21 protein-coding genes are annotated in these 24,516 nt (G+C 52.1%); 13 read left to right on the top strand and 8 right to left on the bottom strand.

All coding sequences use genetic code 11. The features are described 5' to 3' along the window. Nucleotides 1-200: 200 nt before the first annotated feature. The gene (malE, locus tag FFT88_RS21095; RefSeq protein WP_130205779.1) at nucleotides 201-1,391 is read right to left on the bottom strand and encodes a maltose/maltodextrin ABC transporter substrate-binding protein MalE; all 1,191 of its coding nucleotides are present in this window, start codon (nucleotides 1,389-1,391) and stop codon (nucleotides 201-203) included. Between the two features lie 364 nt (nucleotides 1,392-1,755). Between malE and malK the strand changes: the two genes are divergently transcribed. The 5 genes from malK to ubiA all read left to right on the top strand — a co-directional run bounded on the left by malK (nucleotide 1,756) and on the right by ubiA (nucleotide 6,914). After that, nucleotides 1,756-2,871 carry a maltose/maltodextrin ABC transporter ATP-binding protein MalK gene (gene malK / locus FFT88_RS21090; protein WP_064525541.1) on the top strand — a complete coding sequence of 372 codons (1,116 nt, stop codon included), beginning with the start codon at nucleotides 1,756-1,758 and terminating at the stop codon, nucleotides 2,869-2,871. 71 nt (nucleotides 2,872-2,942) lie between these two features. Beyond that, the gene (gene lamB / locus FFT88_RS21085; protein ID WP_135405639.1) at nucleotides 2,943-4,283 is read left to right on the top strand and encodes a maltoporin LamB; all 1,341 of its coding nucleotides are present in this window, start codon (nucleotides 2,943-2,945) and stop codon (nucleotides 4,281-4,283) included. A gap of 150 nt (nucleotides 4,284-4,433) precedes the next feature. After that, on the top strand, nucleotides 4,434-5,354 hold the full coding sequence (gene malM / locus FFT88_RS21080; RefSeq protein ID WP_135405640.1) for a maltose operon protein MalM: 921 nt from the start codon (nucleotides 4,434-4,436) through the stop codon (nucleotides 5,352-5,354). Between the two features lie 177 nt (nucleotides 5,355-5,531). After that, entirely contained in the window at nucleotides 5,532-6,029 is a 498-nt protein-coding gene (gene ubiC / locus FFT88_RS21075; protein WP_000019214.1) for a chorismate lyase, read from the top strand. A 12-nt stretch (nucleotides 6,030-6,041) separates the two neighbouring features. Beyond that, on the top strand, nucleotides 6,042-6,914 hold the full coding sequence (gene ubiA / locus FFT88_RS21070; protein WP_135405641.1) for a 4-hydroxybenzoate octaprenyltransferase: 873 nt from the start codon (nucleotides 6,042-6,044) through the stop codon (nucleotides 6,912-6,914). A 166-nt stretch (nucleotides 6,915-7,080) separates the two neighbouring features. On the opposite strand, the gene plsB is transcribed toward ubiA, so the two are convergent. After that, nucleotides 7,081-9,504, bottom strand: coding sequence for a glycerol-3-phosphate 1-O-acyltransferase PlsB (plsB, locus tag FFT88_RS21065; RefSeq protein ID WP_130218630.1), 2,424 nt, complete (start codon nucleotides 9,502-9,504; stop codon nucleotides 7,081-7,083). A gap of 170 nt (nucleotides 9,505-9,674) precedes the next feature. On the opposite strand from plsB, the gene dgkA reads away from it, so the two are divergent. The 4 genes from dgkA to FFT88_RS21045 all read left to right on the top strand — a co-directional run bounded on the left by dgkA (nucleotide 9,675) and on the right by FFT88_RS21045 (nucleotide 12,484). Beyond that, nucleotides 9,675-10,043, top strand: a complete 369-nt coding sequence (gene dgkA, locus FFT88_RS21060) for a diacylglycerol kinase (protein WP_000002907.1) — start codon at nucleotides 9,675-9,677, stop codon at nucleotides 10,041-10,043. Nucleotides 10,044-10,152: 109 nt separating this feature from the next. Continuing rightward, a complete protein-coding gene (lexA, locus tag FFT88_RS21055; protein ID WP_064525560.1) occupies nucleotides 10,153-10,761 on the top strand; it encodes a transcriptional repressor LexA in 609 nt (202 codons plus the stop codon). 72 nt (nucleotides 10,762-10,833) lie between these two features. Beyond that, nucleotides 10,834-12,159, top strand: coding sequence for an MATE family efflux transporter DinF (gene dinF / locus FFT88_RS21050; RefSeq protein ID WP_135405642.1), 1,326 nt, complete (start codon nucleotides 10,834-10,836; stop codon nucleotides 12,157-12,159). A 115-nt stretch (nucleotides 12,160-12,274) separates the two neighbouring features. Beyond that, on the top strand, nucleotides 12,275-12,484 hold the full coding sequence (locus tag FFT88_RS21045) for a CsbD family protein (RefSeq protein WP_001030602.1): 210 nt from the start codon (nucleotides 12,275-12,277) through the stop codon (nucleotides 12,482-12,484). Between the two features lie 41 nt (nucleotides 12,485-12,525). On the opposite strand, the gene zur is transcribed toward FFT88_RS21045, so the two are convergent. After that, complete coding sequence (gene zur / locus FFT88_RS21040) at nucleotides 12,526-13,041, bottom strand: zinc uptake transcriptional repressor Zur (RefSeq protein ID WP_135405643.1); 516 nt, start codon at nucleotides 13,039-13,041, stop codon at nucleotides 12,526-12,528. A 155-nt stretch (nucleotides 13,042-13,196) separates the two neighbouring features. On the opposite strand from zur, the gene dusA reads away from it, so the two are divergent. Then, nucleotides 13,197-14,192: a tRNA dihydrouridine(20/20a) synthase DusA gene (dusA, locus tag FFT88_RS21035; RefSeq protein WP_135405644.1), complete on the top strand. Its 996-nt coding sequence runs from the start codon at nucleotides 13,197-13,199 to the stop codon at nucleotides 14,190-14,192. 133 nt (nucleotides 14,193-14,325) lie between these two features. Continuing rightward, nucleotides 14,326-14,568, top strand: a complete 243-nt coding sequence (gene pspG / locus FFT88_RS21030; protein ID WP_000891404.1) for an envelope stress response protein PspG — start codon at nucleotides 14,326-14,328, stop codon at nucleotides 14,566-14,568. Nucleotides 14,569-14,731: 163 nt separating this feature from the next. Here the strand turns inward: pspG and FFT88_RS21025 are convergent, their stop codons facing one another. From FFT88_RS21025 to FFT88_RS21005, 5 genes are all read right to left on the bottom strand, one after another. After that, nucleotides 14,732-15,715: a quinone oxidoreductase gene (locus FFT88_RS21025; protein WP_135405645.1), complete on the bottom strand. Its 984-nt coding sequence runs from the start codon at nucleotides 15,713-15,715 to the stop codon at nucleotides 14,732-14,734. A gap of 105 nt (nucleotides 15,716-15,820) precedes the next feature. Then, nucleotides 15,821-17,869 carry an FAD-binding protein gene (locus tag FFT88_RS21020; RefSeq protein WP_135405646.1) on the bottom strand — a complete coding sequence of 683 codons (2,049 nt, stop codon included), beginning with the start codon at nucleotides 17,867-17,869 and terminating at the stop codon, nucleotides 15,821-15,823. Beyond that, nucleotides 17,859-19,259: an MFS transporter gene (locus FFT88_RS21015; RefSeq protein WP_135405647.1), complete on the bottom strand. Its 1,401-nt coding sequence runs from the start codon at nucleotides 19,257-19,259 to the stop codon at nucleotides 17,859-17,861. Before FFT88_RS21015 ends, FFT88_RS21020 begins: the two co-directional genes overlap by 11 nt. Before the next feature lie 90 nt (nucleotides 19,260-19,349). Next, entirely contained in the window at nucleotides 19,350-20,129 is a 780-nt protein-coding gene (locus FFT88_RS21010; protein WP_135405648.1) for an enoyl-CoA hydratase/isomerase family protein, read from the bottom strand. Beyond that, nucleotides 20,122-21,693, bottom strand: coding sequence for a malonate decarboxylase subunit alpha (locus FFT88_RS21005; RefSeq protein ID WP_135405649.1), 1,572 nt, complete (start codon nucleotides 21,691-21,693; stop codon nucleotides 20,122-20,124). The genes FFT88_RS21010 and FFT88_RS21005 overlap by 8 nt, the downstream gene beginning before the upstream one ends. Nucleotides 21,694-21,948: 255 nt before the next feature. On the opposite strand from FFT88_RS21005, the gene FFT88_RS21000 reads away from it, so the two are divergent. Together FFT88_RS21000 and dnaB are read left to right on the top strand one after the other, a co-directional pair. Then, on the top strand, nucleotides 21,949-22,983 hold the full coding sequence (locus FFT88_RS21000) for a LacI family DNA-binding transcriptional regulator (RefSeq protein ID WP_130205808.1): 1,035 nt from the start codon (nucleotides 21,949-21,951) through the stop codon (nucleotides 22,981-22,983). 71 nt (nucleotides 22,984-23,054) lie between these two features. Further along, nucleotides 23,055-24,470, top strand: coding sequence for a replicative DNA helicase (gene dnaB, locus FFT88_RS20995; RefSeq protein WP_135405650.1), 1,416 nt, complete (start codon nucleotides 23,055-23,057; stop codon nucleotides 24,468-24,470). Nucleotides 24,471-24,516: the final 46 nt, after the last annotated feature.

Here is a 24,516-nt window from a genome sequence, read left to right as displayed (position 1 = left end):
ATCCGGCAACAACTGCCTGATGCGACGCAGATGCGTCTTATCAGGCCTACATACGTTTCGGCTTCGTAGGCCGGATAAGGCGTTTACGCCGCATCCGGCAATCAATGCCTGATGCGACGCAGGTGCGTCTTATCAGGCCTACATACGTTTCGTTTTCGTAGGCAGATAAGGCGTTTACGCCGCATCCGGCATTTCAAGCATTACTTAGTGATACGACCCTGTGCATCTTTCAGCGCGGCATCAACGGTCTGACGACCACTGGCTGCGTTGATTACTGCGGTACGCACGGCATACCAGAAGGCGGACATCTGCGGGATGTTCGGCATGATTTCACCGTTCTTGGCGTTATCCATAGTGGCGGCGATACGTTGATCTTTCGCCAGCTGATCCTGGTAAGACTTCAGCGCCACGGCACCCAGCGGTTTGTCTTTATTCACCGCTTCCAGACCTTCGTCGGTCAGCAGGTAGTTTTCGAGGAACTCTTTCGCCAGCTCTTTGTTCGGACTGGCCGCGTTAATGCCTGCGCTCAGCACGCCAACGAACGGTTTGGACGGTTGTCCCTTGAAGGTTGGCAGCATCGTCACACCGTAGTTCACTTTGCTGGTGTCGATGTTAGACCATGCCCACGGACCATTAATGGTCATCGCAGTTTCACCTTTGTTAAAGGCTGCCTCTGCAATGGAGTAGTCAGTATCCGCATTCATGTGTTTGTTTTTAATCAGATCAACCAGGAAGGTCAGACCCGCTTTCGCGCCAGCGTTATCCACGCCAACGTCTTTCACGTTGTATTTGTCGTTTTCATACTTGAACGCATAACCACCGTCGGCAGCAATCAGCGGCCAGGTAAAGTACGGTTCTTGCAGGTTGAACATCAGCGCGCTCTTACCTTTCGCTTTTAGTTCTTTATCCAGCGCTGGGATCTCTTCCCAGGTTTTTGGCGGGTTCGGCAGCAGATCTTTGTTATAAATCAGCGATAACGCTTCAACTGCAACCGGGTAAGCAATGAGTTTGCCGTTAAAACGCACTGCATCCCAGGTGAATGGATAAATCTTGTCCTGGAGCGCTTTGTCCGGAGAGATTTCAGCTAACAGACCAGACTGGGCATAGCCGCCAAAGCGGTCGTGCGCCCAGAAGATGATGTCCGGACCATCGCCAGTTGCCGCAACCTGGGGGAATTTCTCTTCCAGCTTATCCGGATGCTCAACGGTGACTTTAATTCCGGTATCTTTCTCGAATTTCTTACCGACTTCAGCAAGGCCGTTGTAGCCTTTATCGCCGTTGATCCAGATTACCAGCTTACCTTCTTCGATTTTGGCGAGAGCCGAGGCGGAAAACATCATCGTCGTTAAAACAGATAATGCGAGGATGCGTGCACCTGTTTTTATTTTCATAATCTCTGGTCCTTGTTGGTGAAGTGCTTGTGAAAACGCCTAAACGGACTCTAGTTTCTTTATACGGCAACCTCTTTCCATCCTCCTTGCCCCTACGCCCCACCTTCGTTTTGTGTGATCCATGTCGCAGAAACGGCAGTATTGCGGGAGGGCGCACACAAAATCGCCATGTTTTTTGCAAGCAACATCACGAATTTCCTTACTTTCCTTCGGATTAGTACGCAGACACCACCTTCTCATCCTCCCGCCTCCTCCCCCATAAAAAAGCCTGGGGGTGGAGGATTTAAGCTATCTGTCGATCAAGCATAGTCACCGCATCATGAATGTTGCTGTCGATGACAGGTTGTAACGAAGGGAGAAGGGCATGGCGAGCGTACAGCTGCAAAATGTAACGAAGGCCTGGGGTGAGGTCGTGGTATCGAAAGATATCAATCTCGAGATCCACGAAGGCGAATTTGTGGTGTTTGTCGGGCCATCTGGCTGCGGTAAATCAACGTTACTGCGCATGATTGCCGGCCTTGAGACAATTACCAGCGGCGACCTGTTCATCGGTGAGAAACGAATGAACGACACCCCGCCAGCCGAACGCGGCGTCGGCATGGTGTTCCAGTCCTATGCGCTCTATCCCCATCTGTCAGTGGCAGAAAACATGTCCTTTGGCCTGAAACTGGCGGGCGCGAAGAAAGAGGTGATCAACCAGCGCGTTAACCAGGTGGCGGAAGTACTGCAACTGGCGCATTTGCTGGATCGCAAACCGAAGGCGCTCTCCGGCGGGCAGCGTCAGCGAGTGGCGATTGGTCGAACGCTGGTGGCAGAGCCAAGCGTGTTTTTACTTGATGAACCGCTATCCAACCTTGACGCTGCGCTGCGTGTGCAGATGCGTATCGAAATCTCCCGCCTGCATAAACGTCTGGGCCGCACGATGATTTACGTCACCCACGATCAGGTCGAGGCGATGACGCTGGCCGATAAAATCGTGGTGCTGGATGCCGGGCGCGTGGCGCAGGTCGGGAAACCCCTCGAACTGTATCACTATCCGGCGGACCGCTTTGTCGCCGGTTTTATTGGTTCGCCGAAAATGAACTTCTTGCCGGTAAAAGTGACCGCCGTTGCAATCGATCAAGTTCAGGTTGAGCTGCCGATGCCAAACCTCCAGCAAGTCTGGCTTCCGGTTGAAAGCCACAACGTTCAGGTCGGAGCCAACATGTCACTGGGCATTCGCCCGGAACATCTACTGCCAAGTGATATCGCCGACGTCATCCTTGAAGGTGAAGTTCAGGTCGTCGAGCAACTCGGCAACGAAACCCAAATTCATATCCAGATCCCTTCCATTCGTCAAAACCTGGTGTACCGCCAGTCTGACGTGGTGTTGGTAGAAGAAGGTGCCACATTCGCTATCGGCCTGCCGCCAGAGCGTTGCCATCTGTTCCGTGAGGATGGCACTGCATGTCGTCGACTGCATCAGGAGCCGGGCGTTTAAGCACCCTACAAAAGACACAAAACCTGTGACAGGTGATGTGAAAAAAGAAAAGCAATGACTCAGGAGATAGAATGATGATTACTCTGCGCAAACTTCCTCTGGCGGTTGCCGTCGCAGCGGGCGTAATGTCTGCTCAGGCAATGGCTGTGGATTTCCACGGTTACGCTCGTTCCGGTATCGGCTGGACAGGGAGTGGCGGTGAACAACAGTGTTTCCAGACCACTGGTGCTCAAAGTAAATACCGTCTTGGCAACGAATGTGAAACTTATGCTGAATTAAAATTGGGTCAGGAAGTGTGGAAAGAGGGCGATAAGAGCTTCTATTTCGACACTAACGTGGCCTATTCCGTAGCACAACAGAATGACTGGGAAGCCACCGATCCGGCCTTCCGTGAAGCGAACGTGCAGGGTAAAAACCTGATTGAATGGCTGCCAGGTTCCACCATCTGGGCGGGTAAGCGTTTCTATCAACGTCATGACGTTCATATGATCGACTTCTACTACTGGGATATTTCTGGTCCTGGTGCCGGTCTGGAAAACATCGATGTTGGCTTCGGTAAGCTCTCTCTGGCAGCAACCCGCTCTTCTGAAGCTGGTGGTTCTTCTTCTTTCGCCAGCAACAATATCTATGACTACACCAACGAAACCGCGAACGATGTCTTCGACGTGCGTTTAGCGCAGATGGAAATCAACCCAGGCGGAACCTTAGAACTGGGTGTCGACTACGGTCGCGCTAACCTGCGTGATAACTATCGTCTGGTTGATGGCGCATCGAAAGACGGTTGGTTATTCACTGCTGAACATACTCAGAGCATCCTGAAGGGCTTCAACAAGTTTGTTGTTCAGTACGCAACTGATTCGATGACCTCGCAGGGTAAAGGTCTGTCGCAGGGCTCTGGCGTCGCGTTTGATAACGAACACTTTGCCTACAACATCAACAACAACGGTCACATGCTGCGTATTCTTGATCACGGTGCGATCTCGATGGGCGACAACTGGGACATGATGTACGTGGGTATGTATCAGGACATCAACTGGGATAACGATAACGGCACCAAGTGGTGGACCGTCGGTATTCGCCCGATGTACAAGTGGACGCCAATCATGAGCACCTTGATGGAGATCGGCTACGACAACGTCGAATCCCAGCGCACTGGCGACAAGAACAATCAGTACAAAATTACCCTCGCACAACAATGGCAGGCTGGCGACAGCATCTGGTCACGTCCGGCTATTCGTCTCTTCGCGACCTACGCCAAGTGGGATGAGAAATGGGGCTATGACTACAACGGTAGTTCCTCTTCCAACCCGAACTACGGTAAAGCCGTTCCGGCGAACTTCGAAGGCGGTAGCTTCGGTCGTGGTGATAGCGACGAGTGGACCTTCGGCGCCCAGATGGAAATCTGGTGGTAATAGCAATGTGTAGGCCGGATAAGGCGTTTACGCCGCATCCGGCATAAAAACACGTTGTCATTATCTATAAGGGGCGCAAGCCCCTCTGATTATCGGTTTAGCGCGCTATTGCCTGGCTACCGCTGAACTCCAGATTTTGAGGTGAAAACAATGAAAATGAATAAAAGTCTCATCGCCCTCTGTTTATCAGCAGGGTTGCTGGCGAGCGCGCCTGGAATTAGCCTCGCCGACGTCAACTACGTACCGCAAAACACCAGTGACGCACCAGCTATTCCATCTGCCGCGCTACAACAATTAACCTGGACACCAGTCGATCAATCCAAAACTCAGACTACCCAGTTAGCGACTGGCGGCCAGCGGTTGAACGTTCCTGGTATCAGTGGCCCGGTTGCGGCATACAGCGTTCCGGCAAACATTGGCGAACTGACCCTTACGCTGACCAGCGAAGTGAACAAACAAACCAGTGTATTTGCGCCAAATGTGCTGATTCTTGATCAGAGCATGACCCCATCAGCCTTCTTCCCCAGCAGTTATTTCACCTACCAGGAACCAGGCGTCATGAGCGCAGATCGTCTGGAAGGAGTGATGCGTCTGACACCAGCGTTGGGGCAGCAAAAACTGTATGTTCTGGTCTTTACCACGGAAAAAGATCTCCAGCAGACGACGCAACTACTCGACCCGGCAAAAGCCTATGCAAAAGGTGTCGGTAACTCGATCCCTGATATTCCAGACCCGGTTGCTCGTCATACCACCGATGGCTTACTGAAACTGAAAGTGAAAACGAACTCCAGCTCCAGTGTGCTGGTGGGACCGCTATTTGGTTCATCCGCTCCAGCTCCGGTTACGGTAGGCAACACGGCGGCACCAGCCGTGGCTGCACCTGCTCCGGCACCGGTGAAGAAAAGCGAACCGATGCTCAACGACACGGAAAGTTATTTTAATACCGCGATCAAAAACGCTGTCGCGAAAGGTGATGTTGATAAGGCGTTAAAACTGCTTGATGAAGCTGAACGTCTGGGATCGACATCTGCCCGTTCCACCTTTATCAGCAGTGTAAAAGGCAAGGGGTAATTACGCCCCACAGTGCTGATTTTGCAACAACTGGTGCGTCTTCGGGCGCACCTTTTTTTCTCCCCCCAGTGATTGTTGCGTGATTGTTGCGTATTAGATCACTTAATATGCTTTACATCTCCCGTTATCGCTTTTCTGCGATACAATGCCTTTACGTTATGTAACGGAGAGTTCGGCATGTCACACCCCGCGTTAACGCAACTGCGTGCGCTGCGCTATTTTGCAGAGATCCCTGCGCTGGAACCGCAACTGCTCGACTGGTTGTTGCTGGAAGATTCCATGACTAAACGTTTTGAACAGCAGGGAAAAACGGTGAGCGTGACGATGATCCGCGAAGGATTTGTCGAACAGAATGAAATCCCCGAAGAATTACCGCTGCTGCCGAAAGAATCCCGTTACTGGTTACGTGAAATTTTGCTATGTGCCGATGGGGAACCCTGGCTTGCCGGGCGTACCGTCGTCCCTGTATCAACATTAAGTGGCCCTGAGCTGGCGTTACAAAAATTGGGTAAAACGCCATTAGGACGTTATCTGTTCACATCATCGACATTAACCCGGGACTTTATTGAGATAGGCCGTGATGCCGGACTTTGGGGGCGCCGTTCCCGCCTGCGATTAAGCGGTAAGCCGCTGTTGCTGACTGAACTGTTTTTACCGGCGTCACCGTTGTACTAAGAGGAAAAAAATATGGAGTGGAGTCTGACGCAGAATAAGCTGCTGGCGTTTCATCGCTTAATGCGTACGGATAAGCCAATAGGCGCGTTACTGCTGCTCTGGCCAACGTTGTGGGCGCTGTGGGTGGCGACCCCAGGTGTTCCCCAACTCTGGATTCTGGCGGTGTTCGTCGCTGGCGTCTGGCTGATGCGCGCCGCCGGGTGCGTGGTGAATGACTATGCTGACCGTAAATTTGATGGCCATGTGAAGCGCACAGCAAACCGACCGCTTCCCAGTGGTGCGGTTACGGAGAAAGAGGCGCGAACGCTATTTGTGGTGCTGGTGCTGATTTCGTTCTTACTGGTATTGACACTGAACACGATGACCATTCTGTTGTCGATTGCCGGACTGGCGTTGGCGTGGGTGTACCCGTTTATGAAGCGGTATACCCATTTACCACAAGTGGTGCTGGGTGCGGCGTTTGGTTGGTCGATTCCAATGGCTTTTGCCGCTGTGAGTGAATCGGTGCCGTTAAGCTGCTGGCTGATGTTCCTTGCCAATATTCTGTGGGCGGTGGCTTACGACACGCAATATGCGATGGTCGACCGTGACGATGACGTGAAGATTGGCATTAAGTCCACCGCTATCTTGTTCGGTCAATACGATAAGTTGATTATTGGCATTTTGCAGGTTGGTGTGCTGGCGCTGATGGCGATCATCGGTGAGTTAAATGGCTTAGGCTGGGGATATTACTGGTCAATTCTGGTGGCTGGCGCGCTGTTTGTTTATCAACAAAAACTGATTGCCAACCGCGAGCGCGAAGCCTGCTTTAAAGCATTTATGAATAATAACTATGTTGGCCTGGTGCTGTTTTTAGGGCTGGCAATGAGTTACTGGCATTTCTGATGATGTAAAAAAGCCGGATGATCATGGTCATCCGGCTTTTTTTCTGGGAAAAGCTGCCTGATGCGCTGCGCTTATCAGGCCTACATAACACATCGCAATTTATTGAATTTGCAAGTCATTGTAGGCCGGATAAGGCGTTTTCGCCGCATCCGGCAACTCTCACCGATTACCCTTCACCCTGCGTCGCACTCTCAATTGTCAAACGTACATCTGACGTAATCAACTCCGCCAGCAACTGATAGACCTTCATCGTCTCTGCCGGTTCGGCGTCGCCGCTGTCGCTGATATACCCTTCATCACGCAGCGTCAGTACCAGGGAACTGAATACCGCCTTGTCGAAGAACTCCGGTGCGTTGATGCCGTGAAGCACGGAGAGACGTTGCGCCACGGTGCGGCTCTCTTTCTCCAGCGTACCGCGGTTGATCGACGGGTTGGCGCTCAGCAGCCAGAAAGTGATGGCATAACGTTGCAGCGTTTCGCGCGCGCCTGCGGCCAGCAGCTGAAGCGTGCGGGAATGTGCCGGATTGATATGCAGCTCGTCATTTTGCAGTGTAATCAGCCCCTGACGTTGCATCTCATTTGCCAGCGCATCAATAACGTCCGGCAACTCGTCGCGATCCCAGCGCAGGAACAGCTCCGCTTTCAGCATTGGGTAAAGCACATTGACGTGCTCCATCAATACGTCGCGGGAGATGTGGCGATGCTGGGTGACAATTGCCGCCATCAGCGAAGGCAGCACCAACATATGCGCAATGTTGTTGCGATAGTAGGTCATCAGCACTGCTTGCTCGCGCGGCAGAATGATGATGTCGCCGATAGTATCCTTCTCAACTTCAAACTTGTTCATTTGCAGCGCGTGATCGATAAGCTCGCTGGCGCTGGCTGAAGGAACGGTAGAGTCCGTGGAGTAAGGCACGTTGCGCATCAAATCCAGATAGCAGTTGAGTTGCTCGGTTAACTGCTCGCGGGTGAGTGAGCGCTGACGTGACGCCAGAAGCGCAGTACAGCACAGGTTCATGGCGTTTGCCGCGCCTGCGTTGTTAATGCGTACCATCAGATCGGCAGCAATGTTATTGACCGTCGGTGTTAACCAGGCCGGACGCACCGCTTCGATTGGGTCGATAGATTCACGCCAGTCTGGCACGTGCTGGTTAAGGTAGGTCATCAACGGCATTGGTTCACCGAAGTTGACATAGCCCTGACCGAGATTACGCAGCTTGCTTAAACCGCGCAGCATCTGCAGCAGGCTCTCTTTCTCTTTCGTCGCGCCGCGCAGTTCTTTGGCGTAAGTACCCACTTCCATGACGTGCTCATAACCGATGTAGATCGGAATCAGCGTAATCGGACGAGTGCCGCCACGCAGCATCGCCTGAATGGTCATCGACAGCGTACCGGTTTTCGGGTCCAGCAAACGGCCTGTACGCGAACGACCGCCTTCCACAAAGTACTCGACGGAATAACCACGGCTGAACAGTTCGCCGAGATACTCACGGAAAACCGTAGAATAGAGCTTATTGCCTTTAAACGTGCGGCGAATAAAGAACGCCCCCAGACGGCGGAAAATCGGCCCGGCAGGCCAGAAATTCAGGTTGATCCCGGCGGCGATATGCGGCGGCACCAGCCCCTGGTGATACAGCACGTAAGAAAGCAGCAGGTAGTCCATGTGACTGCGGTGGCAAGGCACATACACCAGCTCATGACCGTCGTGGGCCAACTGGCGAACGCGCTCGGCGTTATGGACGTTGATGCCCTGATAAAGTCGGTTCCAGGTGAAGCCCAGAATACGGTCAGTCAGGCGGATCATCTCGTAAGAGAAGTTCGCAGCAATCTCTTCCATCAGTGCAATAGCATTCTGCTGCGCTTTTTCATGGGAGATTTTTTTGCTGCGCGCTTCGTCTTCTACCGCTTTGGCAATGGCGCGGGAGGCGAGCAGTTTGTTAAACAGATCCTGACGAGCTGGCAGGCGCGGCCCTACGGCAGCCAGACGCTGGCGGGCAAAGTGCATACGCGCCACGCGTGCCAGTTTTTGGGCGATGGTTTTATCCGTGCCGTGTTCATCCGCCATACGGCGCAGCGAAACTGACGGAGAGAAGCGCACAAAACTGTCGCGACCGAGCCATAGCACGGCGAAAAATTTCTGTACGCCGTTGAGCATGCGCAGTGGCGGGTTAACTTCACCTTTTTCGCGCCCCGGCGCACGACCAAACATCACCGATACCGGCACCATCTGCACATCCAGATTTGGGTTGCTGCGGTGCAGATCGAGATAGTCGTGGAACAGCTTAATAGACTCTTCTTTCGGTGTGTAATAGGTGAAAACACGCGGCCCGCCATGAATAAACACATAGCGCGGTAGTAACGTGCCGTCTATTTCCAGCGGCTCTAATGGGTCAGGCAGGTCGTGCGCCAGGCACTGGGCGCGCAACGTCAGCAAATCCGCTTTTGAGTTGTACGGTAAAACGTACATAATTGGACGAGAGGTATCCAGTCCCAGTTCCGGGGCAGGATCTGCCGGAATAGACTTGCTTTTTACCAGGATGCTTAATGGTAAATTCAGTAATTTGTAGTAAATTCGTGGCCAGCCGGACATAAACGATGTAAAGCCTCTGGTTAATAATGCAAATGCGCGGGAAGGATAGCAGAAAGTCATGGGAAATTCTGTGGTATCCGCTCATGTTTCGCGCGACGTTACGCTAACCGTAATCTTCGGATTCAACGGTACACTGATATTGACGCTCATAATGTAAAAAGGTTCTTTCGATGGCCAATAATACCACTGGATTCACCCGAATTATCAAAGCTGCTGGCTATTCCTGGAAAGGTTTACGTGCCGCATGGATCAACGAAGCGGCATTCCGTCAGGAAGGTGTCGCGGTATTGTTGGCAGTGGTTATTGCCTGTTGGCTGGATGTAGATGCAATAACCCGAGTATTGCTTATTAGTTCTGTCATGCTGGTGATGATTGTGGAAATTCTCAATAGTGCCATCGAAGCGGTGGTTGACCGTATTGGCTCTGAATACCATGAGCTTTCCGGGCGGGCGAAAGATATGGGCTCTGCCGCGGTGCTGATCGCCATTATCGTCGCCGTGATTACCTGGTGCATTCTGTTATGGTCGCATTTTGGATAACCCTTCCAGAATTCGATAAATCTCTGGTTTATTGTGTAGTTTATGGTTCCAAAATCACCTTTTGCTGTATATACTCACAGCATAACTGTATATACACCCAGGGGGCGGAATGAAAGCGTTAACGGCCAGGCAACAAGAGGTGTTTGATCTCATCCGTGATCACATCAGCCAGACAGGTATGCCGCCGACGCGTGCGGAAATCGCGCAGCGTTTGGGGTTCCGTTCCCCAAATGCGGCAGAAGAACATCTGAAGGCGCTGGCACGCAAAGGCGTTATTGAAATTGTTTCCGGCGCATCGCGCGGGATTCGTCTGTTGCAGGAAGAGGAAGAAGGGTTACCGTTGGTGGGCCGTGTGGCTGCCGGTGAACCGCTTCTGGCGCAGCAGCATATTGAAGGTCATTATCAGGTCGATCCTTCCCTGTTCAAACCGAATGCCGATTTCCTGCTGCGCGTCAGTGGGATGTCGATGAAAGATATCGGCATTATGGACGGCGACTTGCTGGCAGTGCATAAAACCCAGGATGTGCGTAATGGTCAGGTCGTTGTCGCGCGTATAGATGACGAAGTTACCGTTAAGCGTCTGAAAAAACAGGGTAATAAAGTCGAACTTCTGCCAGAAAATAGCGAGTTTAAACCCATTGTCGTTGACCTTCGTCAGCAGAGCTTCAGCATTGAAGGGCTGGCGGTTGGTGTTATTCGCAACGGCGACTGGCTGTAATCTATCTCTGATACCGCGATGCCGCCTGGCATCGCGGTTTGTTTTTAATCTCTCTTCATCAGGCTTGTCTGCATGGCATTCCTCACTTCATCTGATAAAGCACTCTGGCATCTGGCTTTACCCATGATTTTCTCCAATATCACCGTTCCGTTGTTGGGGCTGGTCGATACGGCGGTCATTGGTCATCTTGATAGTCCGGTTTATTTGGGCGGCGTGGCGGTTGGTGCAACGGCGACCAGTTTTCTCTTTATGCTGTTGCTGTTTTTGCGTATGAGCACTACCGGGCTTACTGCACAGGCTTATGGTGCCAAAAATCCTCAGGCATTAGCGCGTGCGCTGGTGCAGCCGTTGCTGTTGGCTCTGGGGGCCGGAGCGTTGATTGCGTTACTGCGTACGCCGATTATCGAGCTGGCGCTGCATATTGTTGGTGGTAGCGAAGCGGTTCTGGAACAGGCGCGGCGCTTTCTTTCAATCCGCTGGTTAAGCGCACCGGCGTCGCTGGCGAATCTGGTGCTGCTCGGCTGGTTGCTCGGCGTGCAATATGCCCGCGCGCCAGTGATTTTGTTAGTGGTTGGCAATATCCTCAACATTGTGCTGGATGTCTGGCTGGTGATGGGGCTGCATATGAACGTGCAGGGCGCGGCGCTGGCGACGGTTATTGCGGAATATGCAACATTGCTGATTGGTCTGCTCATGGTGCGTAAAATACTCAAACTACGTGGCATCTCCGGCGAAATGCTGAAAACTGCCTGGCGAGGAAACTTCCGTCGCTTGCTGGCGCTTAACCGCGACATTATGCTGCGCTCACTGCTGCTACAACTCTGTTTTGGCGCAATAACGGTTCTTGGTGCGCGGCTGGGGAGCGATATTATCGCCGTCAACGCGGTCCTGATGACGCTACTCACCTTTACTGCCTATGCGCTGGATGGTTTTGCCTACGCGGTTGAAGCACATTCCGGTCAGGCGTATGGTGCGCGTGACGGTAGCCAGTTGCTGGATGTCTGGCGGGCAGCGTGCCGCCAGTCGGGCATCGTAGCGTTACTGTTTTCGGTGGTTTATTTGCTGGCAGGGGAACACATCATTGCGTTGCTGACGTCGTTAACCCAGATTCAGCAGCTGGCTGACCGCTATCTTATCTGGCAGGTGATTTTGCCGCTGGTGGGCGTCTGGTGTTATCTGCTGGACGGTATGTTTATTGGCGCAACGCGCGCCGCCGAAATGCGCAATAGTATGGCAGTCGCAGCAGCAGGGTTTGCTTTGACGCTACTGACGTTGCCGTGGTTGGGTAACCAAGGTTTATGGCTGGCGTTAACCGTCTTTCTGGCGCTGCGCGGGCTTTCACTGGCGGTTATCTGGCGTCGTCACTGGCGTAATGGAACCTGGTTTTCAGCAACATGACGGTTAAAAGTTCTGAATAAATAATCCTAAGCCAAATTCCTGACTACACTTAATCCCACGTTCAGAAGAAAAGTGAGCGTACACTCATTCACCACCTAACGATGAGGATTTGAATATGAATAAAGACGAAGTCGGCGGTAACTGGAAACAGTTCAAAGGTAAAGTGAAAGAGCAATGGGGCAAACTGACCGATGATGATATGACGGTCATTGAAGGTAAGCGTGACCAGTTAGTGGGTAAAATCCAGGAACGTTACGGTTACCAGAAAGATCAGGCAGAAAAAGAGGTTGATAGCTGGGAAAAACGCCATGATTACCGCTGGTAATTAATCCCTCCTGCCCGACGTGTACAAGGATGTACGCCCTCTTAGCGAGGTTTCTTTTTCACCTGAAGAGAGTGGTCATGCTGGCACTGTTCAGGATGACGACACGCTTCAACTTCCACACATGCCGCACAGAGTCCATGTGCTTCAATTACATTATGCCGCAGGGCAAAACCCATTTTTGCCGCCAGCGTATGCATGATGTCTTCCACACCTTCCGCACACTCTTCTTTCACCGCGCCGCAGCGATCGCAAATAAACATGGCTGAAGTATGGGTAGGCTGATCGAACAGATGGCAGAGCACATAGCTGTTGGTGGATTCAACCTTATGCACAAAACCTTGTTCAAGTAGAAAATCGAGCGCGCGATAAACCGTCGGCGGCTTGGCTTGCGGCTCGGCTTCGCGCAGCAAATCAAGTAGATCGTAGGCGCTGATAGCCCCTTCTTGCAGGCTCATAAGGCGCAGCACTTCGAGACGTTGCGGAGTCAGGCGCACATTACGCTGTGCGCAGAGTTTTTCAGCCTGCGCCAATAACTCCTGCGTTGTGGTCTTTTCCATTGTGCACCTCGAAAGTGGGGTTAAGAATGTCCTTACTTTACCATAATTCTCATTTAAACGCCGACAACCGGGCGTCGAAGCTGCCACATTGCCTGATCGCATATTCGTTATGCTATAGTAGCGCCCCCAATTCACCAGATGCTTAAAAAATCGCCATGTCAGCAGAATCACCAACCGCTTATCCCGCATACCGTTTCTCTATTGCTCCTATGCTCGACTGGACGGACAGACACTGCCGTTATTTCCTGCGTCTGCTTTCCCGCAATACGTTGCTCTATACCGAAATGGTGACCACAGGGGCGATTATTCACGGTAAAGGTGATTACCTGGCATACAGTGAAGAAGAGCATCCGGTGGCGTTACAGTTGGGCGGTAGCGATCCGGCGGCGCTGGCGCAGTGTGCGAAGCTGGCAGAAGCGCGCGGATATGATGAGATCAACCTGAATGTCGGCTGCCCGTCAGACCGGGTACAGAACGGCATGTTTGGCGCGTGCCTGATGGGGAATGCGCAACTGGTGGCTGACTGCGTAAAAGCGATGCGCGACGTCGTGTCGATTCCAGTGACGGTGAAAACGCGTATTGGCATTGACGACCAGGATAGCTATGAATTTCTCTGTGATTTTATCGACACTGTTTCCGGCAAAGGCGAATGCGAGATGTTTATTATCCATGCGCGCAAAGCCTGGCTTTCTGGTTTAAGTCCGAAAGAAAACCGTGAGATCCCGCCGCTCGATTACCCGCGTGTCTATCAACTGAAGCGTGATTTCCCGCATCTGACTATGTCGATTAACGGCGGCATCAAGTCACTGGAAGAGGCTAAAGCACACCTGCAACATATGGATGGCGTGATGGTCGGGCGTGAAGCGTATCAAAACCCAGGCATTCTGGCGGCGGTGGATCGAGAGATATTTGGTTCCTCGGATACCGATGCCGATCCGGTGGCGGTGGTACGAGCTATGTATCCGTACATTGAGCGTGAACTCAGCCAGGGGACGTATCTCGGTCATATCACCCGGCATATGCTGGGGCTGTTCCAGGGGATTCCTGGTGCGCGGCAGTGGCGGCGGTATTTAAGTGAAAATGCCCATAAAGCGGGCGCTGACATTAACGTGCTGGAACATGCGCTCAAACTGGTAGCGGATAAGCGTTAATTTTTCACCACAAAGTAGTCAAATTCACCACGCCCTGCGCTTCGACGCGGGGCGTTTTGTTGATAAATCAATATGTTATTTCTGGCATGATTCTTGTAAAGCCAGCAAGAGATTTCATTTTTGGGAGAACATCATGCTGGAACTACTTTTTGTGATTGGCTTTTTTGTCATGTTGATGGTCACCGGCGTTTCATTGCTGGGCATTATCGCTGCGCTGGTTGTGGCGACGGCCATTATGTTCCTCGGTGGGATGCTGGCATTGATGATTAAGTTGCTGCCGTGGCTGCTGTTGGCGATTGCGGTAGTGTGGGTGATCAAGGCGATTAAAGCACCAAAAGTGCCGAAATATCAGCGTTATGACCGCTGGCGTTACTAAGGGATTGTGCGGATGATCACAACCTCAGGTTTTATCCTTAGAACAAAATAGGAATTGATAATCAAATCTGTCACTATTGCGCGTCAAACAAATTCATCGAGCTGTACCCTACATACAGCCGAACTATAAAAGAAAGGGCTTCCCAGGTGGAAGCCCAATTTCTTTATGGAATCAGTAAGCTGGAACCCTGCGTCGCCCGGCTTTCCAGAATCTCATGCGCACGCCGCGCATCCTTCAGCGGGTATTTCTGATGTTCTGCGACATCCACTTTAATTACACCGCTGGCAATCAAAGAAAACAGTTCATTACTGGCTTCGGTTAACTCATCCCGCGTAGTGATATAGCCTTGCAGGGAAGGGCGTGTCACATACAGCGAGCCTTTCTGATTGAGAATGCCTAAGTTCACACCCGTCACTGCGCCTGATGAGTTGCCAAAACTGACCATTAAACCGCGACGTTGCAGGCAATCCAGCGACCGTTCCCAGGTGTCTCTACCCACGGAATCGTATACCACGCGCACTTTCTTGCCGTCGGTGATCTCTTTTAATCGTTCGACCAGATTTTCGTCGCGATAGTTAATCACCTGCCATGCACCCGCTTTTAATGCACTTTGCGCTTTTTGCGCGGAGCCCACAGTGCCGATAAGTTTTGCCCCTAAGGCTTTTGCCCACTGACAGGCAATTAAGCCCACGCCGCCAGCAGCCGCATGGAACAGGAACTGTTCGTCAGGTTTGATTTCATACGTTTTGCGTAGCAGATAATAAACCGTTAAGCCTTTCAGGAATGATGCAGCGGCTTGCTCAAAAGAGATCGCCGCGGGAAGAATTGCGGCTTTATCGGCATTGACGTTATGCACAGAGCTGTAAGCCCCTAACGTTGACTGTGCATAAACCACGCGATCGCCTGCTTTAATATGCTTCACGCCGCTACCGACTTTGCTTACTATGCCAGCCGCTTCTGTGCCTAATCCACTGGGCAGCGAGGGCGGCGGATAAAGGCCGCTGCGGATATACGTGTCGATAAAATTAATGCCAATGGCTTTATTTTCGACCTGGATTTCATTCTCTGCCGGATCGACAGGAATAAACTCCACGGCTTGCAGAACTTCCGGGCCACCGTGCTTGTGAAATTCGATGCGTGTTGCCATTTAAACTCCTTTACTGAGCGACATATCTGTTTTAAGCCTAACAGTAGTCGCCGGGCCGCGCGGGGATTTTTTCCGGGCAGTGGTCACAACCCGGAATATCTCTGGTCAGTATTGAAACAGCGTCGCCGCAATCCAGTTTTGCCACTGGCGCTCAAAGTTGGTTAGCGTTGATACGCCCCGCTCACGGCACAAGCGAATCCAGGCATGGCAATCATTAGCTTCCAGACAAACACAAATCATGTATTGCCGGGCATCCTGATTTTCTGGTCGAAAACGCCAGGTCAGGAGTGGCCCACCTGGCGTTTGCGGTGCGATACCGGCTTCGCCATCATAGACAGCCCTGGCACCACGGCTCCCGCCACCATTTTCGATATAGCATTGTAAAGAGCGCAGTACAGCCAGCGCCAGTTGCGCACTTTGCCGCCACTGGAAAGATTGGGCGAGGCTGTTTTCATCGCTTTGAATGCCTTCCCGGCGAATATCTTCACAAAGTGTTGCTATGGTTTGCGCGGCAGTGTTGATCCCCTGCGTATGACACAAAATTGCAGCATGGTGGCTCATGGTATTTTGTATCGTTTCTCGCACGACGTCGCGCAGCAGCCCCTGATTCAGGAACTGTTGCGCCTCATTAATCGTGCTGAGAATTTGTTGCCTCTCGAGAGGGTGGTCCTGACTTTTCTGATGAGCAATATGCAATGCACAGCGGCGGGCGAAAACTTGCCCGGCATTGAGCGCCGACCCACCAGGACGCGTCACACCATGTGTTCCGGCATTTTCTCCGGCAGCATAACAACCAGTTAGCGATGTACGCCCCCAAATATCAACATCAATTCCGCCATTAAGATGTTGATTATTTAGCGTAAATTTTAGCGGTGAGGCTGTGAGATCATAACCATGCATCTGATACAAGCGAATAGCCAGAGGATTCATCTGTGTTAATCGCGCCAGCGGTTGCGCCAGCAAGGCGTGATTTTGTTGCAGATAGTCGATGACATCATCATCCAGCTCTCGCAGGTTGAATGGCGTTCCGTCCGCTGCGGGTTCGGGTTCCCGCAGAAAATCGAGAAAAACATCGCGCCCTTTTTGTGTTTCCTCATACACCGCGACATCCAGCAGGCTGGAGCCATATTCCAGCATTCGTTCCGCGTGAAACGGCCACTGGTAACCTTTGCGAAATATCGCGGAGGCCAGCATACGAGTCGTAGGGTAATAAGCTGCCAGAAAATTATACTGACGTCCGGAGTGGTCCTGCGAGTAGATACGCGGCATCGCTTGCATGTAAGTACCGGAAAGATTCCACGGAAACTGGCTGCGCGGTGTACCGATACCAAACTGACTCTCCGTAAGATTCACCAGCCTTATACCTGCTTCCAACGCCATGCCCAACGCACTAAAACAGTTCACCGGATAGACACTGTCACGATAAAGTTCACCTGGCCCGCCCGTGGCTAAAACCAGATGTTGGCAGCGAATCACTATCATTCGCCAGGGATTATCCCGACAGGCTTTATCGATAGCGATCACCCCTACGACTCGTCTGTTTTCTCCTTCACCGCGAGTCAGGATACGAATCGCCGTTGTGTGATCGCGCAGAGGAATATTAAGGCGCATTGCCTCCAGAGCCAGAACTTTAACCATCAGGCGAGAAGTTCGTGGGCCGCAACTGGTGGCGCGACCAAACTCATCGTGATCGGTTTGATAACGCAACGTTGCGCCAAAGAGATCTTCTGGCAGATCCAGACCCAGATATTTCAGTACTTCACAGGTGTTCACTGAGCCGACGGCTTCAACATAGGCAGTGTCATGATCCATCGAACCGCCCGCCGCCAGAGTGTCACTTAATGCCAGAAAATGGTCACCATTTGCACGGGTATTGGCGGTGTGAAGAGTTTGTTTATCAGAACCAGAACAGGCGGAAGTGCCCCAGAAGGCTTTGCTGGAAGCGACCATGACATCGACATTTTGCCGTTTCAGCTCGACGGCAGCTCGCCATCCGGCAGCACCACTGCCTAGCACCAGCGTGTTGCAGCGGTACTCAGGTAAAATGGCGCCGTTAAGGTCGATACTACCGCTGGCTTGAGCCAGCGGTGCGTAATGGGGCATTTTCACGTCTGTCAGGGAATCGATAATAGATTCAGAGACATTATGCGTCATGGTAGGTGCCCGTAGTCTGGTTATGTTGGGAAACGCTGATCACTCCAGCATCAGCAAGATCATCAAGATCACGATCGCGTGTTTCCGGAGCAAAGAAAGTCGCAATGACCGTACCAACAGTCAGTAGACTAAGGTAAATCGCGATTGGCATCCAGGCAGCAATACCACTGGGATCGTTAGTGTGGATCACCCAGGAAATGATTGCGGAACCAACCAGCGGCGCGATCCCACCGGCAATAACGGCAGAAACTTCCCTTGCCAGTGCGACACCAATATAACGATGGCGAGCACCAAAGAGTTCAGGCAGAAAAGCACCTTGCGCACCGAACATACCCCAGGCACCAATCCCTAAGGCCAGAGAAAGAGAGACAATAGTGACAGGAACATTGCCGTGGCTGAAAGACCACCACACCGGAAAGGTAATCAACAGCTGAAAAATCGCCAGACTACGATAGACGAGAACCCTACCGAAGCGATCGGTCAACCAACCGGCAATAGGCACCATAATTGCACCGACTACCACCGCAGACATCAGGCATAGCGTACCAACTGATTTGTCCAGCCCAACCACACCAACGATATAACTGATAGCTAAAGCCTGGTAAATCGACGAGCCGCCGTTTTCTGCCAGGCGTAAGCCAATCCCGACGAAGACATTACGGCGTGATGTTTTCAGCAAATTTCGTAAAGGTGATTCTGTAACTTGTTGACGAGCTTCTAGTTTTGCGAATGAGGGTGACTCTTTAAGATGCAGGCGAATATAAATAGCTACCGCGATAATCACCACGCTGGAGAGGAAGGGCAAGCGCCACCACCAGGTTTCGGCAAGATTTGTCACATTATGCAGCAGGATGAAATAAACGGCGGATGCCATAAACGTACCAATCTGGATTCCGAGGAACGGCAGCGCGGCGTAATAACCCCGTTTGCCATCAGGAGCATATTCGGTCATCAGTACAGCGGCGCCCGCCTGTTCAGCCCCGGCACCAAGCCCCTGTAGCAGACGTAATGCGATAAGCATAATTGGCGCCCAGATCCCCGCCGTTTCGTAAGTGGGTAATACCCCGATCAACGTGCTGGCGATTCCCATTAACAATACCGTTGCCAACAGGACGAATTTACGGCCCAAACGATCACCTAATGAGCCGAAGAGAATGCCGCCTACTGGTCTGACGGCAAATCCGAGAAAGTAGGTACCGAAACTGGCGATCAGCGCCATTCCCGGTTCCTGATTAGGAAAAAAGAGCGGACCAAAAATAATGGCGGATGCCAGGCTGTAAAGTGCGAAATCGTAGTATTCCAGGGCACTGCCGAGAGAGCAGGTCCACGCCGCGCGACGCAGATCTGCCGATGAAACATTCGCTTTCTCAGCTGGTTGTGAAGGTTGCATGATGTGTCTCCTTTCAGACGGATAAAAGAAGTCCGCCCAAAATCAATGGGATTCTTGCGTTATTGTTAAAATCCAAAATGAAACGCTAAGTTATCGGGCACGAAAGTGCGGTTGACGCTTCTCGGCAAATGCCTGGCTGCCTTCACGAGCATCTTCAGTCGTGGCGGAAAAAGCGCCAGCCAGTGCTTCAAGCGTCGAGGCCACAGCAATACCTTCTCCGGCATCAATAACCTGCTTGGCGATCTGCACAGCAACGGGAGCACGCTGGGCGATACGTTGTGCCAGTTGCAGCCCGGCGTCGTGTAATGCTTCCCTGGCGACAACACGATTCACCAGCCCGCAGGACAATGCCCGCTGTGCATCCAGTGGTTCGCCGGTAAATACCAGTTCTTTCACCAGTGAGCGCCCAAGCAGTGCCGTCAGCCGCTGCGTACCTGACCAACCAGGCACTGTCGCCAGTCCGGTTTCTGGTAGCGCCATCCGTGCCTCGGCGCTACAAATACGGATATCGGCGGTAGCAGCCAGTTCCAGACCACCGCCATAAGCCAGTCCGTGCACCAGGGCGATTACGGGTTGTGGCAGTTGTGCCAGAGCGTCAAATGCCTGATGACCGCGGCGGATCCAGTTACGCCACATATCAAGTGCAGAAAGAGAGGTCCAGCGATGAATATCCGCACCGACACAAAACGCTTTTTCACTGGCACTGGTCAGAAGTACTACGCGGATCTCCGAATCCGTTTCCAGCGCGTGGCAATGTGTCAGCAGCTGTTCAAGCATCTCTGGGGTTAATGCGTTGAGTTTCGCCGGACGATTAATCACCAGAGTGGCAATGAAACCGTTGCGCTGGAGGTCAATGGTGCCGTTATTCATAGTGACGTCCTTGTTGAAAATAGAGGGGATTCATTAGATTGAGATCGTCCGCCAGACGGAGTGGGGCATCGCTTTGGGCGAGAATGTCGCGTTCAGGATCAATACCTGGGGCAATTTCTGTGACCAGTAGCCCGTCTGGTGTTAATTCCAGAACGCAGCGTTCAGTGATGTACTGCACTTGTTGCCCGAGTCTTATTGCGCGTTTGCCGGAGAACGTCACGTGGGCGACGTCCTGTACCAGTTTTTTGGCTTTGCCTTCTTTAATGATACGCAGCTGACCCTCTTCCAGTTGCAGCTGGGCACCAGCATTGAAAAAGCCAGAGAAAATAATTCGCTTCGCATGTGAAGTGATATCAATAAACCCACCGCATCCGGCAGTGACATGTGGACGGGCAGGCAGATGCGAGACGTTTACTGAGCCATCTGCGCCGATTTGTAAAAATGACATCAGAGTGAGATCAAAACCCCCGCCCTGGAAATAGGTGAACTGCTGGGGAGAGGGCAAAAATGCTTCTGCATTAGAGGCGCAGCCGAACTGAAATTCCAGTAGTGGAACTCCGCCAATTGCGCCCTGTTCCAGCAGCCAGGTGACATCACCGTGGCGACCTTGTTCCAGTAAAATACGCGGTACATTGGCAGAAATACCAAAGCCAATATTTACCGCATCTCCACTTTGTAGTTCTTGCGCGACTCGCTGGGCAATAACCCGCGCCGGGCCATGTTCCATATAACGAAAGGCGGACAGCGGACGACTGATTTCGCCGGAAATGGCAGGTTCGTATTGTGTTTGCGTGGTTTGTGTTTGTTCCGGTGCAATTACGATGTAATCCACCAGTACACCGGGAATACGCACCTCTTTTGGTTTCAGACTTCCGGCGGCAACCTGCCGTTTTACCTGCGCAATTACGATGCCACCGTTATTGCGAACGGCGGTGGCCTGTTCCAGTGGCCCAAGATAAGCCCCTTCATGTTCATAAGTCAGGTTGCCGCGTTCATCAGCAGTGGTAGCGCGAATGATTGCCACCTGCGGCACGATACTGGGGAAAAACAGCCAGTCGTCGTTGGCAAATCGAACGCGTTCAACCAGAGATTGTTGCGCCGCTTTTTCATTCATTGCGCCGCCTTGCAACAGGGGATCCACATAGGTATCCATGCCTGTTTGTGTCAGCACGCCAGGACGATGAGCCGCCGCTTCCCGGTGCATATCAAATAAGATCCCGGAAGGCAGATTCCAGGCGGGGATCGCGTTGTCATTGATCATTTGCCAGATTAACGGAGGCGTCATTGATGATGGCCCGGAGGGGTAGGAGCCAGCGATCACTTTTGCCAGTAAACCCGATTGCGCCAGATGATCGATGCCTTTTACGCCATACATATCACCTGCGGCGATAGGGTGGATGCTGGTGATGTTTTGCGGATGTCCGGCACGTTGAAAGCGTTCACCTATTGCTGCCAGCACGGCATCCGGACACCCCATTCCACTGGAGGAGGAGACGGTGACAACTGCGCCATCAGCAATCAAATCTGCAGCTTCCGATGCAGTGATCGTGCGTACAGAGCACATAATAATTTCCTTATTTCGATACAAAAATAATTAAAAATATGCATGTAAAACAACAAAGTAGTGATTATAAATTAATTGGAACGATCTAATTTATGCGTAATTTGTACGATTGGCGTGCAAAAAACACAACAAGGGAAGTATGAATCTGTGATCGAAACGACGATCTCCTGCGATCCCCGACGTTAACGGATCGCATGAGTAAAAGGAGATTATGATAAAGTAAATGCCTTGATCTTATGGGGGTTTGGAGTAGTCATGGCGAAGTCGGATACAGGAAGAAAGCGGGTAACATTAACCGATGTTGCACGTGCGGCTGGCGTTTCGAAATCGACCGTGTCGCTGGTACTCAACGACAGTCCGCTTATCAAAAAAGAGACGCAACAAAAAGTCCAGCAAGCCATTGAGCAGTTAGGCTATGTCTATAACCGTTTTGCTGCCAATCTGCGTTCGCAAAAATCGCTGACTATCGGCGTGGTGATTGATGATTTGACCAACCCTTTTTTCGCTGAATTTACAATGGGCCTTGAGATCACGCTGGCGGAGCACGGTTTTATCACCGTAATGTCCAATACCTCCCAGCGTAGCGATCGGCAAAAACAGGTACTTGATACCTTGCTGGAACACCACGTCGCGGGCATTGTCCTCTGTCCAGTAAACAGCACCTCAGAAGCCGATTTACAGCGTTATGCCAACAGTTCCACACCCTTATTAATCACAATGCGCCCTCTGGACTGGCAACAATTGCCCGTCGATTACGTTGGCGTGGACAGCCACGCAGGCGTCCGGGAAGCTACGGAATATCTCATTCAACAAGGGCACAGAGACATCGTGTTTATTGGGGGACTTACGCACCATATGCGTTATCAGGGATACCTGGAGGCGATGAACCATCATGATTTACAGCCGTGGAGCACTGATGCTTTTTCGCTGCGCGCTGAACCGACTCAGGCCAACGGTTACCAGTTGATGCAACAACTGTTGGATATGCCTTCGCCACCCACAGCGGTGATTTGTTATAACGATTTAATGGCTTTTGGCGCGGAGTCGGCACTAGGCGAAAGAGGATTATTTGCCGGGGAAGATATTTCGTTGATTGGTAATGATGGCGTGGCGGCTTGTGCTTACAGTAACCCGCCGTTAACCACAATTGCGGTAGAACCATTGGCTCTGGGGAAACAGGCGGCGCAGCAAATTTTACGGCGTATTGCGCAGCCAGACGCACCGCTCAGCCATTACGTCTATCGCCCAACCCTGCAAATTCGCGCTTCTACCGGAAGACGGGGGCGTTAAATGCTGTAGCGAGAAACCGTTTCTCGCTATACTCTCTAGTCCTTTTTTAACAGCAGGTAACTCCATTCACTATGGCTGGAAATAAACCCTTCAACAAACAGCAGGCTGAGCTTCGCGAACGCGATCCACAAGTTGCCGGGCTGAAAGTGCCTCCGCACTCGATCGAAGCGGAGCAGTCGGTGTTGGGCGGTTTAATGCTGGATAACGAACGCTGGGACGATGTGGCCGAGCGTGTAGTGGCAGATGATTTCTACACCCGTCCGCACCGCCATATCTTTACCGAAATGGCGCGTTTGCAGGAAAGCGGTAGCCCGATAGACCTGATAACTCTGGCGGAATCGCTGGAGCGCCAGGGGCAACTTGATAGCGTCGGTGGTTTCGCTTATCTGGCAGAGCTGTCAAAAAATACGCCAAGTGCGGCGAACATCAGCGCTTATGCTGACATCGTGCGGGAACGTGCTGTTGTCCGTGAGATGATCTCGGTTGCTAACGAGATTGCCGAAGCCGGTTTTGATCCGCAAGGGCGCACCAGCGAAGATCTGCTGGACCTGGCTGAATCCCGCGTCTTTAAAATTGCCGAAAGTCGCGCCAATAAAGACGAAGGGCCGAAGAACATCGCCGATGTGCTCGACGCTACCGTGGCGCGTATTGAGCAACTGTTCCAGCAGCCGCACGATGGCGTTACTGGCGTAAACACCGGCTATGACGATCTCAACAAAAAAACCGCCGGTTTGCAGCCGTCGGACTTGATTATCGTCGCGGCGCGTCCGTCGATGGGTAAAACGACATTTGCGATGAACCTCGTCGAAAATGCGGCGATGTTGCAGGATAAACCGGTGCTTATCTTCTCGCTGGAGATGCCATCAGAACAGATTATGATGCGTTCTCTGGCATCGCTGTCGCGCGTTGACCAGACCAAAATCCGTACCGGGCAACTGGATGATGAAGACTGGGCGCGTATTTCCGGCACGATGGGCATTTTGCTCGAGAAACGTAACATCTATATTGATGATTCCTCCGGTCTGACGCCAACGGAAGTGCGCTCGCGCGCGCGTCGTATTGCCCGTGAGCACGGCGGCATCGGGCTTATCATGATCGACTACCTGCAGTTGATGCGTGTGCCGTCACTTTCCGACAACCGTACGCTGGAAATTGCGGAAATCTCCCGCTCGCTGAAGGCGCTGGCAAAAGAACTGAATGTGCCGGTGGTGGCCCTGTCCCAGTTGAACCGTTCTCTGGAACAACGTGCCGACAAACGTCCGGTCAACTCCGACTTGCGTGAATCCGGCTCCATCGAGCAGGATGCGGACTTGATCATGTTTATCTATCGTGATGAGGTTTATCACGAGAACAGTGATTTGAAAGGCATCGCGGAAATTATTATCGGTAAACAACGTAACGGCCCAATCGGGACGGTACGCCTGACCTTTAACGGTCAATGGTCGCGCTTCGACAACTACGCGGGGCCGCAGTACGATGACGAATAATAATTATTTTATGTATTAGGTAATTAAAGCAAACACTTATCAAGGA

The organism is Escherichia sp. E4930, from assembly GCF_005845405.1.
Classification (GTDB): domain Bacteria; phylum Pseudomonadota; class Gammaproteobacteria; order Enterobacterales; family Enterobacteriaceae; genus Escherichia.
The sequence above is the reverse complement of the archived record's forward strand: the minus strand, read 5'-3'. Positions and strand labels throughout refer to the sequence as shown.